The sequence below is a fragment of the Streptomyces sp. MB09-01 genome (genome assembly GCF_033794505.1).
GTDB lineage: Bacteria > Actinomycetota > Actinomycetes > Streptomycetales > Streptomycetaceae > Streptomyces.
Genome location: NZ_JARAYQ010000060.1, coordinates 1 through 15794, shown reverse-complemented (window position 1 = coordinate 15794; position 15794 = coordinate 1). Strand labels below are relative to the sequence as shown.

17 protein-coding genes are annotated in these 15794 nt (G+C 70.6%); 10 read left to right on the top strand and 7 right to left on the bottom strand.

Annotated elements, in window-relative coordinates; translation table 11 throughout:
* Positions 1-365 precede the first annotated feature (365 nt).
* The gene (locus PV721_RS15230; RefSeq protein WP_319724311.1) at positions 366-875 is read left to right on the top strand and encodes a GNAT family N-acetyltransferase; all 510 of its coding nucleotides are present in this window, start codon (positions 366-368) and stop codon (positions 873-875) included.
* Between the two features lie 828 nt (positions 876-1703).
* On the opposite strand, the gene PV721_RS15225 is transcribed toward PV721_RS15230, so the two are convergent.
* Complete coding sequence (locus PV721_RS15225) at positions 1704-2033, bottom strand: putative quinol monooxygenase (protein WP_319724309.1); 330 nt, start codon at positions 2031-2033, stop codon at positions 1704-1706.
* Positions 2034-2662: 629 nt separating this feature from the next.
* Positions 2663-2992, bottom strand: coding sequence for a DUF6233 domain-containing protein (locus tag PV721_RS15220; RefSeq protein ID WP_319724307.1), 330 nt, complete (start codon positions 2990-2992; stop codon positions 2663-2665).
* A gap of 1129 nt (positions 2993-4121) precedes the next feature.
* Between PV721_RS15220 and PV721_RS15215 the strand changes: the two genes are divergently transcribed.
* Positions 4122-5192: a serine hydrolase domain-containing protein gene (locus tag PV721_RS15215; RefSeq protein WP_319724305.1), complete on the top strand. Its 1071-nt coding sequence runs from the start codon at positions 4122-4124 to the stop codon at positions 5190-5192.
* Between the two features lie 60 nt (positions 5193-5252).
* Here the strand turns inward: PV721_RS15215 and PV721_RS15210 are convergent, their stop codons facing one another.
* Positions 5253-6125, bottom strand: coding sequence for a hypothetical protein (locus PV721_RS15210; protein WP_319724303.1), 873 nt, complete (start codon positions 6123-6125; stop codon positions 5253-5255).
* Positions 6126-6376: 251 nt separating this feature from the next.
* Here PV721_RS15210 and PV721_RS15205 point away from each other — a divergent pair, with 251 nt between their 5' ends.
* Together PV721_RS15205 and PV721_RS15200 are read left to right on the top strand one after the other, a co-directional pair.
* A complete protein-coding gene (locus PV721_RS15205; RefSeq protein ID WP_319724302.1) occupies positions 6377-6997 on the top strand; it encodes a DUF4232 domain-containing protein in 621 nt (206 codons plus the stop codon).
* 529 nt (positions 6998-7526) lie between these two features.
* Positions 7527-8153, top strand: a complete 627-nt coding sequence (locus PV721_RS15200) for a serine hydrolase domain-containing protein (protein WP_319724347.1) — start codon at positions 7527-7529, stop codon at positions 8151-8153.
* A 156-nt stretch (positions 8154-8309) separates the two neighbouring features.
* Here PV721_RS15200 and PV721_RS15195 read toward each other — a convergent pair whose 3' ends face one another.
* Positions 8310-8825, bottom strand: coding sequence for a pyridoxamine 5'-phosphate oxidase family protein (locus PV721_RS15195; protein ID WP_319724300.1), 516 nt, complete (start codon positions 8823-8825; stop codon positions 8310-8312).
* 246 nt (positions 8826-9071) lie between these two features.
* On the opposite strand from PV721_RS15195, the gene PV721_RS15190 reads away from it, so the two are divergent.
* From PV721_RS15190 to PV721_RS15170, 6 genes are all read left to right on the top strand, one after another.
* On the top strand, positions 9072-9500 hold the full coding sequence (locus tag PV721_RS15190; protein WP_319724298.1) for a VOC family protein: 429 nt from the start codon (positions 9072-9074) through the stop codon (positions 9498-9500).
* A gap of 167 nt (positions 9501-9667) precedes the next feature.
* On the top strand, positions 9668-9946 hold the full coding sequence (locus PV721_RS43905; protein ID WP_416371107.1) for a hypothetical protein: 279 nt from the start codon (positions 9668-9670) through the stop codon (positions 9944-9946).
* Positions 9943-10908, top strand: a complete 966-nt coding sequence (locus tag PV721_RS15185; protein ID WP_319724296.1) for a hypothetical protein — start codon at positions 9943-9945, stop codon at positions 10906-10908. Before PV721_RS43905 ends, PV721_RS15185 begins: the two co-directional genes overlap by 4 nt.
* A gap of 790 nt (positions 10909-11698) precedes the next feature.
* Positions 11699-11902 (top strand): cold-shock protein, encoded by a 204-nt coding sequence (locus PV721_RS15180; protein ID WP_319724294.1) that lies wholly within the window; start codon positions 11699-11701, stop codon positions 11900-11902.
* Between the two features lie 319 nt (positions 11903-12221).
* Complete coding sequence (locus tag PV721_RS15175; RefSeq protein WP_319724292.1) at positions 12222-12470, top strand: DUF6087 family protein; 249 nt, start codon at positions 12222-12224, stop codon at positions 12468-12470.
* 390 nt (positions 12471-12860) lie between these two features.
* Positions 12861-13838 carry an AraC family transcriptional regulator gene (locus tag PV721_RS15170; protein WP_319724291.1) on the top strand — a complete coding sequence of 326 codons (978 nt, stop codon included), beginning with the start codon at positions 12861-12863 and terminating at the stop codon, positions 13836-13838.
* Between the two features lie 46 nt (positions 13839-13884).
* Here the strand turns inward: PV721_RS15170 and PV721_RS15165 are convergent, their stop codons facing one another.
* The 3 genes from PV721_RS15165 to PV721_RS15155 form a co-directional block, all read right to left on the bottom strand.
* Positions 13885-14268 carry a hypothetical protein gene (locus tag PV721_RS15165; RefSeq protein ID WP_319724290.1) on the bottom strand — a complete coding sequence of 128 codons (384 nt, stop codon included), beginning with the start codon at positions 14266-14268 and terminating at the stop codon, positions 13885-13887.
* 379 nt (positions 14269-14647) lie between these two features.
* Positions 14648-15175: a 2'-5' RNA ligase family protein gene (locus PV721_RS15160; protein WP_319724289.1), complete on the bottom strand. Its 528-nt coding sequence runs from the start codon at positions 15173-15175 to the stop codon at positions 14648-14650.
* 77 nt (positions 15176-15252) lie between these two features.
* Positions 15253-15794: PASTA domain-containing protein (locus PV721_RS15155; RefSeq protein WP_319724288.1), on the bottom strand; the 542-nt coding region annotated here is incomplete at its 5' end.

The window sequence follows — 15794 nt, the reverse complement described above, 5'->3', positions numbered from 1 at the left end:
CCCGCGGACAGGTCCGTCCACGTGTGTGGGGGGATTCCAATCCACTGGCCAGAACCCGCGCCAGCGGCACCAGCCGTACCGGCCCCGCCCCGCCACCGCCCTCGATGGGACGGCCCACCACGGCCAGCGCGGCCGCGACGATCACGGAGACGATGAAGACTGGCAACACCACCCACGGGTCCTCGGCCCAGCCCGACAGCACATCGTCACGTAGTCCGTCACCATGGCTGACGCCGCTGCGGCCGCAACCGCCGCAGCGGCCGAACCCGCCCACGCACCGCTAGGGCCCTTCTTCAAAGCCGCTGTTAGCCGTTTCACCTGCCCAGATGTGGCATCGCTCTTGGTCATGGGCGAGGCTGGGACCCATGGAGATCAGAAGGGGCCGCAGGAGCGATGCCACCGAGATTGCGGCGTTGCATGCCGAGAGTTGGCGTACGGCTTACGCGGGCATCATGCCCACCAGCTTCTTGGGTGGCCCTCTCCTAGAAGATCGCCTGGAGCTCTGGCGCGGTCGACTGGACGAGCCGCTCCCTGGGGCGGCGCTGTTCGTGGTGGAGGCGGCGACCGAGATAGACGGTTTCGCGTATTTGATTCCTCAATCTGATGGCCGGCTCTTGCTGGACAACCTGCACGCCAGACCAGGCCGTACCGGGTCCGGGATCGGCGGCCGGCTCCTGGCGCATGCCCTGGCATGGTCAGCCGCTGAACACCCGGACAGGCCGGTCTACCTGGAAGTACTGCGCGCCAATACCCGCGCTATTGCCTTCTACGAGCGACATGGTGCCCTCCGCACCGATGAGCGTGTCTGCTGGTTCGAGCAGGGCTTCGAGCTGCCCGAACTCGAGTACACCTGGCCCATCACCTCACCCGCGTAGGCAGACACAGCGCCACCCGGGGGGAGGGGCAGAGAGTCCCGCCCCGGGGCCCGACACGTGCGGGATCATGAGCCTGTGCATCAGGGTTGCTAGCCCCGGCGGGAGCGGTGCCGCCCAAAACTCCTGGACATCACCCGACCGCGGATCTGGGCGCCTCCCACACCCCTGAACAACTGACGTCCACAACCCGTGCATAGAGCCAGTGCTCCGGGTCGCCACCTTCTGCCACGTCGATGGGTACCGGTCTTCAGCCGTCACGGCGGCCGTGTACGCGTCCAACCGCGGCTTGACCTCCCGCCACCACCGCTCGGCGTCCGCCGCCCGGTCCAGCGGCTCCATCAGCGCGTCGACGCCGGCGGCCTCGTCCGTCTCCACGGCGGCCCGCAGCCGCGCCAGATCCGGGCGCAACGGGGGCTGCTGCTCGGTGAGCATCGCGTACACCAGGGCCGGCAGCCCACCGGGCATGGGGTGGCTCCTCACGGTGGCTCCGGCCCGTGCGCAGATCCGCGCGCGGGCCGGAGGACCGCCGACCCGGCCCGCAGGCCGGAGGTTCCGAGGACACCGTGCCCGCCGACACCACGTCCACCCCGTCTACGAACCGTACGCCGCCGCTGACCAGGCGCTCGTCGAAGACCTGGACCAGGCCCCGCAGGACCCCTCCCTGGGCCCCTTCATCGCCCCCTCCACGGCCGCCGCGCCCGCGCGGACGGTTCGTGCAGGTCAGCCACGGCGGTCAAGGCCCCGCGGCGCGTTCGACAAGGGGTACGACAGTGGCGGCGCAGCAGGTGTGGCTCCAGGCGCGCCCGCGCTGTCCGCTGGTTTGCTCGACTACCGGGTCAGTCCAGCTTTCGCAAGGACTTCATCGAGAGTCAGCGTCGAGGCCAGGTCGTGGATCCAGGCCTCAGGTGGTGCTGCGAAGACATCGCCCAAAGCGGCCATGAGCGCCTCGAATTCATTCCGGTAGTGCCTGTATACGGCGTCGAGGTCGGCCCACTGCTCGATGATCACGAAGGTATTCGGCGCTTCGAGATCTTCGGCGACCTGATAGCTCTCGCAGCCCTCCTCAGCACGGGTCCGAGCCGCGTTGCCGCGAATCACCTCGAGCCAGTGCTCACGCTGCTCCGGCTTGATCGATGCTCTGACAACTTGGATAACCACGCACTGCTCCCTACTTCGCCCGGCGCCGCATCTTCCGGGATCGCTCAGTTTTGGTGCCCTGCCCAGTAGACCGCCCCGGGCAACCGACCACCTCTCGTTGTACGCCGCTCGTGTAGGCGCTGTGGCTGTCGGCCCTCTCGACCGTGGCCCGGCCCCCAGCCAACCTCACAGGGCAGTACACCTAGACATCGCGAAGACAGGACGCCGACCGCTCCGTGCCGACCAGCGCTGCGAAGTGCCAACTATCGCGAGCAGTCACACGAGCACCGCGGCAGCCGGTAGGAGCAGCGGGCAGGGTTGCACCGGAAGGTGGCTGAACCGTTGCCTGGACGGTTGCTTTCAGCAGGGGACCGGAGGTGTGACCGGAAGTGGGAACCTAGCAAATCGGACACCCTCCGTTGTCCCTGGTCAGTCCCGGTGGGCAAGCCTTCCCGCGACGATGACACCTCTCTTCTTTCCCACGCGACAGCCGAGGGGAAGAGGGTCCAGGTGCGAGGTCCGGCGCGGCGATCGAGCGGGGCCGCTCGCCCGAAGGCCGGGGCGCGACCTCCGTCGCGGCCTCTGCTGGCCAAGGCCGCACCCCTTACCTCCGAACCTACCCCGCTGCCTGGAGGCCGCCCGTCAGCCGGTCATGCCGAGTGCGTTCTCGGGGCTGAGCAGGGGCAGGGCTCGACGCCCGCAGCGAGCATCCGGCGGGCCTCCTCACGGCCCAGGCGCCTGCCGCCGCTCATCGCGCAGTCCCCGACGTGGACGCAGAGTGCCTTCGGTCCGGACCCGGTCCGGATGGATTCGAGCTTCCAGTCCGGTGGCGGAGGCGGGGGCCGGCGGGCCGTCTCGGCGGCCATCTCCGCCTCCAGCTCGCTGATCGCCCGGTCGGCCAGCTTCTGCTCCAGCCCAGCCCAGCCCAGCCACGCCGGGACGGCCCGCCAGCTCTCCAGGCGGGCCTCGAGGTCGCTCATGAGGACCGCGTCGCGGGCTCGATGACGACGAACTCCTCGCCACTCCAGCACACGATCAGCTCCCGTACCCCGTCCGGCCCGCTCTCGGCTGCGCGGAACAGCTCGACCCGCCCCGCCGTGCTCCAGCCCCGCTCCGCCCGATACGGGTGAGCTGATCAGGCACGACAACCGGATCAGCTCCGTCGCAGCTCGGCCGCTCCCACGGTGGGGCGAAGGGCGCGCTGGTGGTAGGCGGATCTGCTGGCGCTTGAGGCTGATCAGGTCGGCAGGGAAGCGGAAGAGCATCACTCATTTATTCCATCAATTGTTCGAATTGCGGGGCCGGCTGCTCGTGTCACACGCGAGTGGTCGCTGTGACTGAGCGTGCCATCTGGCGCCGTTCGTCCCTCGTGCTCAGCCGAGATCGGTCAGCCGAACGGATTGGGGCCGCCGAGAGCGTGTGCCGAGTAGTCGGGGAAGTTTCGTCGCCCGAGGCGGCGGCCGCGCACCTGGAGTAGTTCCGCGCCACCCCTACCCGGCTACGCCCACCTGTCCGCGTGGGGCGTCCGGCTGGTCCCCGCCGGGTTCACACGGGAGGCGCGCCGGCCGGCCGCCAGCTGTGCTTCGACTTCCTGGCCACCTGCGGCCTCCCGGACCGCTTGGCCGAGCGCTGGACGCAGGCCTCGACAGGAGCACGCGGCACCTCGACGCCGATCCCGCCTGGAGCGACCTGGAGGCCGTCTCGCTGAAGGAGCACCCCGCCGCGGCTGCCCCTTTCGCTGGCCGGCCGCCAGGTGTCTCCGGTGTGCGCAGACGTCATGCCCCGTACCGCTCCTGGGCCGTGGACCGCGAGGCGTACGCGGGGTGGCTCGGGGTGCCGCGCCGGGGGCCCGGCCATCTCCTGCTCCGGCTGAGCGCACGTGGGGTTAGCCCCACCCGGGGCCGGGCGGGTAGCAGGATCGTTGCGCGCGGCCGAATGCGGACAAGCTGGGACCGGCACACACCGCTGGTTTCCCAACGATCCCGTAGGAGTTGACTCGTGCGCGAGCAGCAGGCATGGCGAAGGTCTGGTTCGTCCCGGCGACAGTGGAGCGGCCGGCGCAGAGCCGTATCGGCCACGGTCGCCGCCGCGGTTGCGGCCCTGGGCGTCATGGCGACGGGTGTGCTGGCGCCGCCTGCGGCGTCCGCCTCCGCCAGGCCGGACACCGTCCAGCAGGGCCTGAACGCACTGGTGCACTCTGACGGCCTGCCCGCGGCGCTGGCGAGCGTCAAGGGCCGTGAAGGCCGCACCCGTACCTACACTGCAGGGGTGGGCGACCTGGCCACCGGTTCGAAGGTGCCCGAGGACGGTCAGGTGCGGATCGGCAGCAGCACCAAGACGTTCACCGCGGTGGTCGCGCTGCAGCTGGTCGGCGAAGGGAAGATCGACCTCGACGCCACGGTCGACACCTACCTTCCGGGGCTCGTCCGCGGGGAAGGGTTCGACGGGCGTCACATCACCGTCCGTCAGCTCCTCCAGCACACCAGCGGACTTCCCGATTACGAGGACCTCGTCGAGGACGACATCCTTCGGCAGCGGTACTTCGAACCCCGCGACCTCCTCGACATCGCCTTCCAGCGCAAGGCCGTCTTCGTCTCCGGTAAGGACTGGGGGTACAGCAACACGAACTACGTGGTGGCGGGCCTGATCGTCCAGAAGGTCACCGGCCGCCCCCTCGCCGAGGCTGTGGACCGGCGCATCGTCAAGCGCATCGGGCTGCGCCACACCTACTTCCCCGCCGCCGGTGACATGGCCGTCCGAGAAGCCCATCCCAAGGGGTACCACCCGGATTCGGCAGGCGCTCCACTGCGCGACGTCACGCAGATCGACCCCTCCGTGGCCTGGGCGGCAGGTCAGATGATCTCCACCAACACCGACCTCAACCGGTTCTACGCCGCGCTCCTGGACGGCCGCCTCCTCCCGGCCGACCAGCTCGCCCAGATGCGTACCACCGTCCCCATCGGGGACACCGGCGCCGGCTACGGACTGGGGCTCATGAGCAGGCCGCTGTCGTGCGGCGGCGTCTACTGGGGCCACGGCGGCGACATCCCGGGATACGAGACCCGGGGCGGCGTCACCGACGACGGCCGCGCCGCCAGCATCGCGGTGACCAGCATCCCGACCGACGGGGCCGCAGCGAAACACCTCGAGAGCCTCGTGGACACGGCCCTCTGCCGCTGAGCCTCGTCTCCTGCGCCTCCTGCGCCTCCCGGGGACCGCTCGTTGCGCCCCGGGGGGCGGTCACCGGGCCGGGTGGAGGGCGAGGGTCCAGGTGTGGAGGGTGTGCTTGGCGGAGTGGTCGGGGTACCGCTCGGTGAGGGAGACCGTGACCTTGTCACCGGCGCGGTGGAGGCGGCCGTGGTAGCGCCAGGCTTCGCCGGGGTCCACGGGAAGCAGCTCGGCGAGGACGGTGTCCTCCAGCCGGCGGCCGACGGCCCGTAGCACTCCGGCGTCGAGGACCAGGATGGTGCCGTCCGTCAGGACCAGCGGCCGAGGGGCCTGCGGGTCGGTGAGCAGCGGTCCGCGCTCGATGGTGCCGCCCGGAAGCAGCCGCACCACCCGGCTGCGGGTGGGGAGGTTGCGGTCGGTCTCGACGACGCGGATGCCCGTACCGATGACGTAGTGACCGTAGCTGCGCCAGGAGTCGACCAGGGTGCCGTCGCGGTCGTACTCCCAGGTGTCGAAGGCGTCGTAGCCCTCCAGCCCGAGGAGGAAACGGCCGCCGCCCAAGGCCGCGCCGCGTTCCCCGCGCAGCTCGGTGATCAGGGTGCCGTCGGTCAGGTCGAGGAGCAGGGCGGGCCCGAGGTTGCCCCAGGCGGTGTACGCGAGGGAGTCCGTGGTGACGAGGACCCGGCCGCGGGATATGTGGGCGGCGTTGGGCTTGCCGGAACAGGGCGCGGTCCAGAGGGTGCGGCCCGAGGAGTCGATGCAGCTGATCTTTCCGGCGGTGCCGTGGACCCGGAGGCCGTCCCGCCGGGCGAGCGGCTGACCCAGGCGGTGCGAAGGCTCGTACGGCGGCGGGCCGGCCTTGCGGCGCCCCTGCTTCAGCACGGTGACGCGCCAGGCGCCGGAAACCGCCCCTGGGGTGCGGCCGTTCTCCTCGGGTCTCACCATGGACGCAGATGCTAGCTCGCGCCGTCCTCGCCGCCGAGGGCTCCCGCCGCCGACCGCGCCGGACGGGCGACACGCCGAGTCGATCGTGGTGGACTCGGCAAGACACCGTCACCAAGCTGTGAAGCTTCTGCGGGACGCTGGTGCTCAGCACAACCCCGGTTCAACCCGGGACCACCCCAGCTCGACCCCGCTCAGCTCCGCTCAGCCCAGCCCCGCGCACCTCGCGCTTCTCATTGGGGAGCCCCAACGCCATGAGCACCGTACGCAGAGCCGCAGTCGTCCTCGCCGCCGTATCCGCACTGGCCCTGACTGCCTGTGGGCCCACCGATGACGAGGCGGGCAGCGGGTCCGGAGGGGCGACCGCCAGCCCGACGAAGTCCGCAACGCCGTCCGCGCCGTCCGCGCCGTCCAAGCGGTCGGCGACCTCGAAGCCGGCGAAGCCGACCGACCCCGACTTCGACGTCTTCCCGTGCAGCACCTTCGACGTGAAGTTCACCGCGACCCTGGCGGAGCCGACGACCAGCAGCTACCTGCTGAAGATCACCAACAAGGGCACCAAGGCGTGCAGGGCACTGGGGCATCCGGTCGTGACCTTCGGCGACCTGGACGGCCAGGCCACGGAGCGCGGCACGGCTCCCGGTATTGAGGACGCGATCAGGCTCGACCCGGGGGAGTCGGCGTACGCCGGGCTGATGGGCGGCGCCAACGACGGCAAGGGGAAGACCGTCGGCTCGATCGAGATGACCATGAACACGGAGTCGGATCTGGAGCAGGCTCCGCTCAAGGCGTCGACGCCCGGCCTGTACGTTTCGCCCGACAAGAATTCCGTGACGGCCTGGGTGGACAACGCGGAGGACGCCCTCAGCCTCTAAGGCTGCGTGAGGTCGTGACCAGGCGGTGGCCTTCAGGAGGTCGTCGATCCAGATCGTGGGGCGCGGAGATTTAGGCCGACGAGGTTGCTGTCCGCCGCCACCACGCCGTGCCTGGTGCGCGGACGGCATCTGCGGTCCGCAACCAGATGGGCCTCGCCGACGCGCGTCCCGGCGGCGCACAATCCGCCGACTCTTGATCGATTGGCCAGGGCATGGCCGCCGGAGGACTCTCGATGGGAGGTGTACCCGGCATGGGGAGCCATGCTGGTGGTCGCGCTTTCCGGCGTCGTGGACCCGCAGGCATACGCGGCCAGAGACGACCGCGAGAAACGCAGTGCGGAGGTGATCCAACAGCTGGTGCCTTCCGCCGGTGGCCCGGGCTGCGCGGCCGCGGTCGGCAAACGCGGTGATTTCCTCGACAACCCGCCCGCCTGGACCCGGGACGTCACGCTGGGCGACCTGATGCGGCACACCAGCGGCATTCCCGAATACCAGGATCTGCTGGAGGCCAAGGGCATCGAGGTGACGGATCCGGCCCGGCCAGCAGGAAGCGATCTCGGCCATGCTCGCCTCACAGCCGGAGGATCCGCCAGGCAAGCGTTTCTCGTATTCCAACTCCAACTACCTCCTCCTGGCTCATGTTGTCGAAAGGGTCACCGGCACGCCGTTCCCGGCGTTCCTCCAGGAGGAGTTCTTCACTCCGCTGAATCTGCGCATGACCTTGTCCCCGGCGGTGGACGTCCCCGGCAAGGCGAAGTCGTACGACGACAAGGACCGCTCCTTCACTCCCAATTCCTCCCCCTGGAAGCAGTACGGAGACGGGTCCGTTCAAACCACTCCTGGGGAGTTCGTCCGCTGGGCCGATAATTACCGCACCGGCCGTATCGGTGGAAAGGAACTGCTCACCGGAGTCACGGAGGGGGCCGTAAGCGTGGGCGACGTCCTGCGCCAGCGGGGCATCGAAGAGGGGCGGTACGGGGCCGGAATGCTCCTTCTCCCCGACAAGAGCCTGGTGCACCGAGGTGAGTGGGAGCAATTCCACAGCACCTTCAAGGTGAGCCCGGACCGGAACACTGCAGTCACTGTGGTGTGCAACACGGATTCACCCGACAATTTCCGTGCGGCGAACCAGCTGCTGGACATCTGGACCCAATGACGGGTCCCGTAGCTGCGGGAGCGTGAGGGCCCGGCCCGGCTTCGCGGACATCGGAGGAAGAGAAGTTCCACGTCTTTCGCGACGCAGAGCCGCAGGACGACCGCCTCCACCGTCATCGGGGCGACCGGCCCGCCCCTCCCCGCTCGGCGCCGGACCTCAGGCGAAGCGCCAGCGGGTCTGGCTGTACGGGGCCTTGCCGAAGCCGAAGACCGTGCGTGGGGAGACCGCGAAGACCACGGCCTCCCCGGCCTCGGGGTTGACGAAGACGCCGTCGCCGACGTCGAAGTGCCATTCCGCGCCGTACTTCGTCTCCCACGCCGTGGCGAGCGCGCGCAACCGCCCGGAGTCGGTCACGCGCGTCGCCTCGCCCTCTACGACCAGGTCGAGGCCCTCGTGGAGGGAGTTGCTGCCGGTGGTGAGCACGACGTTCGGATTGGCGCGGAGGTTCTCGGCCTTGCGCTCGTGCGGACCCGTGCAGAAGTGCAGCGCGCCGTCCGCCCAGACGCCGATCAGCGGCGTGACGTGCGGGCGGGCGTCGGGACGTACGGTCGTCAGCCAGTACAGCTCGGCCTCGGTCAGCCGCGACACGGCCGTCGGCCACGGGACGGCCGCCGCATCCTTGTCGCTGTAACGCTCGTCCAACTGGGTGTGGGGCATGGGTGATGTGCTCATGGGTGGTGTGCTCACGTCGGCTTCCGGTCCGGACAGTGTCTCCAGCCTCGACCGTGGGGGCCGGGTGCGCACGGCGACATGCGCTTGCCTTCGGACGTCACTCGATCGGTTGTGCGCGGCACCCCGCGGGGTAGGTTCGACGGGTGATCAGCCAGTGAACGCACGCCGTCACCTCGCCCCCGCCCCGACCGGCGGAGCCCGCTGCGAAGAGGGCCGTCTCCTCGTACGACCCGAGGCGGTGGCCTCGTGAACCGGCCCACCCACGGCACGTTGCACCACGTCGAGCTGTGGGTTCCGGACCTCGACCGCGCGGTCGCCTCGTTCGGCTGGCTCCTGGAGGAATTGGGGTACGCCCTCTTCCAGCACTGGGGCAACGGGCGCAGCTGGCGGCTCGGGCCGACCTACCTGGTCCTCGAACAGTCGCCGGCCCTCACCGCCGACCGGCACGACCGCTGCCGGCCGGGGCTGAACCACCTGGCCTTCCACGTCGAAGACGACACCGAGGTCGACCGGCTGGCCCGGGAAGCGACCGGGCACGGCTGGCATCTGCTGTTCCCCGACCGGCATCCGCATGCAGGCGGTGCGCAGCACCATGCCGCGTACCTGGAGAACGAGGACGGCTTCGAGGTCGAACTCGTGGCGATCGACCACGGGCGCCAGGCCACCACCCTCTGAGCGGGGCATGTCCCGGCACGCCGGTGGCGCAGGTGGGCGCCGACCGAGGGCGGCGAGCCGATCCCTGGGCTTTACACCATGACCACTGATCTCGGATTCACCTGCTCGTGCTGCGGCGCACACCACCCTGAGTTGCCCATGAACTATACGGCTGCCTCACGACCGACCTGCTGGTCTACTCGCCCACGACCCTCAACCTCAAGACCCACGTCCACACCCGTCTGATCGGTCGGCGCCCCTTCGTCGAACTCGAAGGCACTGAATCACGCAGGAGCGCGTACGGGAGATCGCCCCGGCCGTGCTCCATCCCGCCCGTGACGGGCAGCCGTGACGGCGGACGCAGGAGGGCGGCTGCAGACCTGAGCTGCAGACCCCTGGACCCGCCCGCCCGAGCCGTTGGGCCGGCCACCCGCCGTTCTGCGGAGGGCGTTAGCCTCGGCGGATGATTCCTGCCCGGGCTCCGAAGATCATCACGCGCCACCACGACGGCCGCATCCATGCCTACGTAGTGGACTCCGGCGCCTTCGGGGTGCTGGAGCCCGCCGCGGTGTTCCGGCCGCGGGCCGGCGACGAGGTCGTGGCATCGGTCGTCCGGGCCGATCTCGAGCGGGTCGTGTACACCACACTGAACGGCGTCACCTGCCTCACGCGCACCGGTGACCTGGTGTGGGCGTCGGCCTTCGAACCGCACTCCGACGTGCCCCACGGCCACCAGCCGGGCTGTGCGCTCTCCCTGGACGGCCGGACCGTCTGGGTCTACCGGCCGGACGCGATGGCCAGGCGCGGTGGTGGGGACCAGTGGGTCGTGTACGACGCCGACACGGGGGCGGTCCTCGTCCGCCGGGAGCTGGAAACGGTCGGGCACAGCGCCATCCACCACGTACACCCCGAGGACGGCAGCATCTACCTCGACGTCGGTGAGGGCCAGGACGGCTCCGTCATTCTCCGCGGGACGGTCGGGGCCGACGGCGAGCCGGAGTTCGTGACGTACCCGTGGTGGGACCGCTGTCTGATCGACATGGCGCCGGGCGGGGAGCAGTTCATGACCGTCGACCACGGGCAGGGGGACGTCGCCTTCCACCGCCACCCCAGCGGGGACGTGCTCTTCACCCTTCCCGTCGAGGCCTTCGGCTACGACCCGGAGGGGACCTTCGTGGAATGGAGCGGCGGCTACCTGACTCGGGACACGGCCGTGGTCACCCTGGGCGGTGAGCGCGAGGACGAGGAGGAGTGGTTCCGCCACCACCTGGTCGACGTGAGCACGGGCACGGGTACGGGCACGGTCATCGGCGAGATCGCAGTTGAGGCGACCAACCCCTACGAAATGGAGCCGCAGGGCGACGGCTCCTGGCTCACCGGCGGCCCCAACGGCAAACCCGTCCGCTGGTCCCGCACCCCGCTGGCGTAGACCACGTGCCGTCGAGGCCCCTTCCGCGTGAGGGTGCGCAGGCTCGAGCCCAGTAGGCGGCGAGCGGTCTCCGGCTCGGCGGCACGCCGGTCGCGGGCGTTCAGCCGGTCGCGGAGGACGCTGCCGACGCTCGCCGACCGGTACCCGAGGTTTTCGCTGCCGTACGGAGACGCGTTCCTCACTCGGGCGATGGTGGAGCGGGTCACCAGCCCGGGCGACGTACGCGACCGACCCCACCGCGTCGTACTCCGTCGTCGGCTTCTGCTCCGTTGAAGCGGGCGTCGGGCAGGTGCAGCCGGTCGCCGCGCGCAGCCACCGCCGTCGGGATCCGGAAGCGCGGCCTGCCCTCTACCTGCTGCATCCAGGTGGTAGACGTCGAGCGTCCCAGGAGCAGCGCCTGCTGCTGGTAGCCGACCGCGGGCGGGCGGAAGCGACCGGCGAGGCGTTACGGGGGCGTGGGCACGGCGCACCTCGAAGGCGGACTTCGAGCCGGCCGACGGCTGAGCGCGGCTTTCCGCGGACCCGACGCCAGGTCACGCGGGAACACGGCTGCAGCGGCGGCGGGATGCCCGCTCGCGGGATCAGTTCCGGCCGGGCCGCGGGTCTTACGGGCGGCCGCCCGCTCCCGCTCGACGACGACCCCTGCCGGGGCCGCGCCGAGATCGGTGCGCGGCCCGCCGGCGTGCACGACCCCCGGGTCCGGGGTTTTGTCTTCGGGTTGTTGGGGAGTATCGGCGTGCAGCCGGGTGCGGACCATGTTCTCGGCGATGTCTGGTGCAAGGGGTTGGGTATGGCTCAGGGGACTGTGAAGTGGTTCAACGGGGAGAAGGGCTTCCGTTTCATCTCTCCCGATGAGGGCGGTGCGGACGTCTTCGTTCACTTCAGCGCGATCCAGGGCTCCGGGTTCAGGAACCTGGAGGAGAACCAACGGGTGGAGTTCGAGATCACCCAGGGGCAGCGTGGTCCGCAGGCCGACCAAGTGAGGGCCCTCTAACCCCGTCGGCCTGGTGATGCGCCGGCTGCTTGACGGCCGCCGGGCCCTGTGGCGCGGCGGCCGCCTGGTGGGACGCCCTCACCGATCGCCCGCGGGCGGCCGCACGGCGGCCCAAAGAGGGTGCGGGCCGGCCATCGTCTACCAGCACGGACCGCGGCACCTGCGGGACGTCGTAGAGGCGGCGTGCGGGTGGTGGGATACCCAAGGCAGCCCCGTCCTTGACCGCTTCGGCCTTACCGTGGACCCGATGGTGAGACACCAACGCTGGGCGCCCCCGGGAACCGGCTGCCCGGGGCCCGTTGGAGAAAGGAGAGGCGATGTGGACGACGACAGGGAACCGCTCGCAGCGTGGGCGGAGCGCCGCGACCGCCGACGCGAGTCCGACCGGCAGATCACCGGCCGCCGCCGAGCCGAACCCCTGGACCTGGCTGCCCGCGGTCGAGCCGCGCATCTCGCCCCCGACGCCCCCCGCGTCCTCTTCGAGCTCGACGAGGAGTCCGGCGAGTGGCTGCCCGTCGGAGTCGCCGACAACGCCGCCGAGGCCGCCGCCTTCATCCACGGCTGGTGACACCACCGCCCCACCCGAAACACCGGCCCTCCTGTGCACCGCACCGCTGCAGGGGGTCACCAGGATCTGTCCGACAAATGATCACGTGCCGGTCCGCTGGTGGCAGGCCCGGGAGCCGAAGGGAGACCGGCCGAGCATGTCGATGCCAGCGGGCCGCGTCCTCGTCCCGTACATCGAATACGCCCGCCCGCAGCTGCGTGATGGAGGCGGCCACAGACCAGGTGCCGAAGCACGCGCCGTGCACATCCCATGGCACCGACGCCCGTCGGCCCGCTGCGGGTCGAACACCTGCCACGTGCCCCTGCATCCCGTTCCCGACGTACGCTGGGGCCCGCACTGTCGGCCGCACCGGCCGTGCCGAGCTCGCTGCTGAAGAGGACGCCCATCACCATGCCCTATCAGCCGCAGGCGGACCCATCCGGCGTCAAGAGCGTCCGGACCACCGACGTGGACGTCGCCCGCGACTGGCTGAGGGCGGCGTACGGGACGAGCCTGCGCATGAAGGTACCCGCCCCGCACAGCTCCTTCTGGTACACCCGCACCGCCGCCGGCCCCGTGTCGCTCAGCACCCTGTCCTTGCCGACGGACTACGCCTACACCACAGACCCCCTGGGGGCGGTGGCCATCACGCACGTGGTCAGCGGCCGCATGGCCCGCGAGTGCGCCGACGACGTTACCGAAGCCGGTCCGGGCGACGTGCTGGCGATCTCGCAGCCCCACCTCCCCTACGCGGGCCGCGTGCAAGCGGCCGAGCTGCGCGCCGTGACGGTTCCGCTTGCCCTGCTCGAACAGCTCGCGGGCCGCGTGCCCGGACGGCCCGCCCGACCTTTACGCTTCACCCGCTTCACGCCGGCCTCCGAGGCCCTGGCCGCTCAGTGGAAGAGGACCGTCGACTACGTCGAGGAGAGCCTCCTGGCCCTGCCGATGGAGAGCGAACCCCTCGTGATCGACGCGTTCGCCAGGATGCTCGCCGCGACCGTCCTCGCCGCCTTCCCCAGCAATGCCCGCCCCGAGCCCGTGCTCGCGGACACCCGGGACGCGACGCCGGAGACCGTCCGCCGGGCGGTCGCCTTCATCGAGTCGGAGCCGGATGCCGAAATCGGCCTGGGGGAGATGGCCGCAGCCGCCGGCGTCACCCCGAGGGCCCTCCAGTACGCCTTCAGACGCCACCTCGGGACGACTCCGACGGCCTACCTGCGCCGCGTACGGCTGGCTCTCGCCCATGCCGACCTGCTCGCGGCGGATCCGTCGCGCGACACGGTGACGGCCATCGCCAACCGGTGGGGCTTCCATCACCAGGGACGCTTCTCCGCCGCCTACCGCGCCGCCTACGGACGCCCTCCCCGGCGCACGCTGGCCGAGTCCTGACCCTGATCAGGAACACAGCGCCCCAGTCCTGTGCGCCCCCCTCGCCCTACACGTCCGCCTCTTCGCCCGTCGGCGAGGCCGTCCCGGGCCAGACGGCCACGAGATCGTTCCCGCGCGGGGCGACCTCCAGACCCGCTTCGCGCAGAATCACCGCGAGGGCAGTCTGGAGAGCCTTGTGCAGGCCGGCCAGCAAAGTGAATCGGGAGAGGTCCTCTTCGTGCCCGTGGACCTGAACGGTCGGCCGCAGCACCTCACGCGCGACCCACCCCACCATGACCCCCTCCGGAGCCGTCCACACACGCAGGCCGTCGCCCCACTCGGACGTCGTGTCGAAACCGGCCCCGGCCAGGATGCGCCGCACCCGCTCGCAATCGTCGATGGCTCCCTCCTCGGGAGGGTCGGCGCTCGGTGTGGTCGGTGTGAGTGGCATGTGCCTACTCCAGCGACCCGGCGGCGCCGGCGAAAGCCGCTGCACGAAGAGATCCGCACGCTCCGAGCCGGAAAACGAAGCAGGCGCCGGCATCGCAGCCGGTGCACGCCGGCGCCCCCGGCCGCGCGAGTGCCTGAAGGTCCGCCATGGGGCCCAGCGGGCGCGCGTGGTCGGTGAGCACGACTGCCCCTGCCCCGACTACCCCGGCGCCCGTGCCCGTTACTGCCCGCAGCCGGCGCCGCCGTACCGGCAACGGACATGCCGGCCGCTCACAGGGGGGGCGGCCGGATGAGCACGGCGCAAGGTCACTGGTCCGTGGGCCAGGTGTGGGGTGCTGGCCTCTGGCTGTGGTTACGGCCAGGAGGCTTGCGGGCGGTGTTCACCGTCCGTCCAGGCCGCCCAGCGGCGCGGTGAACCGCGGCCGCCAGCCTTCCTCCGTCAGCACCACCAGCTGGACCGCAGCCGCACGGGTGCGCAGCGGCAGCAGGCCGCCGATCGCAGCGCGGACATGGGCGGCAGCCGTCGGGTTCTCTGCACCCATGGCGACCGTGACATGGGCGGCGGGCCGCGCCCCGAAGCGGCCCCTGTACGGGCGCAACGCGGGCCAGCGGGCGCGGAACGCATCGACGATCGGTTGGAGCCCCGGAACGGTGACGGCGACGAAGCCGGACGCCGTCACGAGCTCCTCCAAGAGCAGATCAGCTGCCGGAAAACTCGCCGCCAGGGAACGCACGCCCTTCTCGTCCTGACCTGTCAACGCCGATTCCGGCACGAACGGGTAGAGGAGCGAGACGTGCGGCGGCACCCCATGACGCACCAGGGACGGGTCGATACGCTGCGCCGCATCGAGGAGCGGGGCGGCATCGGGCAGAACGATGACGACGGCAGTGGTCCCTGGCTCTGGCACTCCGTCATCATCGCAGGCCGGGTACGGGGCCCGAGAAGGTCCCCGGAACCCGCAGTGCCCGGCCGTGATCGTCGGCGTTAAGGGCAGCTCTCGCCGAACTTGACGACACCGACTGAGATCTTGTCGGTGAGGGGGATGGCCTTGTTCTTGGGGTCCTGGTCGCAGATCTTCCAGTTCGCCAGGAACAGTACGGTGCGTCCCTCGCCGCTGACGTCGTGGAACGAGGTGGCCTTGTAGCCGTCGGCAAAGCCTGCCGTCTTGAGGGCCTCCACGAGGAGGTCGCCGGACTTGCCGGTCATGTCCGGGACTTGGGCCGTCTGTGGCGCGGCTTCCTGTGTCGGCGACGCCTCGGGGGCCTTGGTCGCCACCGGCGGGGGCGCGGTGACCGTGACAGTTGCGGTGACGGTGACCGTGACGGTGGGGGCGGGTTTTGCCGCGGCGGGCTTTGCTTCGGAGGGCGAGGCAGCAGCGGCGATCATCGCGACCATGAGGAAGAGGGCGACCATTCCTCCGCATCCGAGAACGGTCTTCTGCTTGGCGTTGAGCTGACCGCCGGGCTTGCCGGCGCCACCTTCCGGCTGCGGAGGCAGGGGATAGCCAGCCGCGGGGGCTTGGGGGG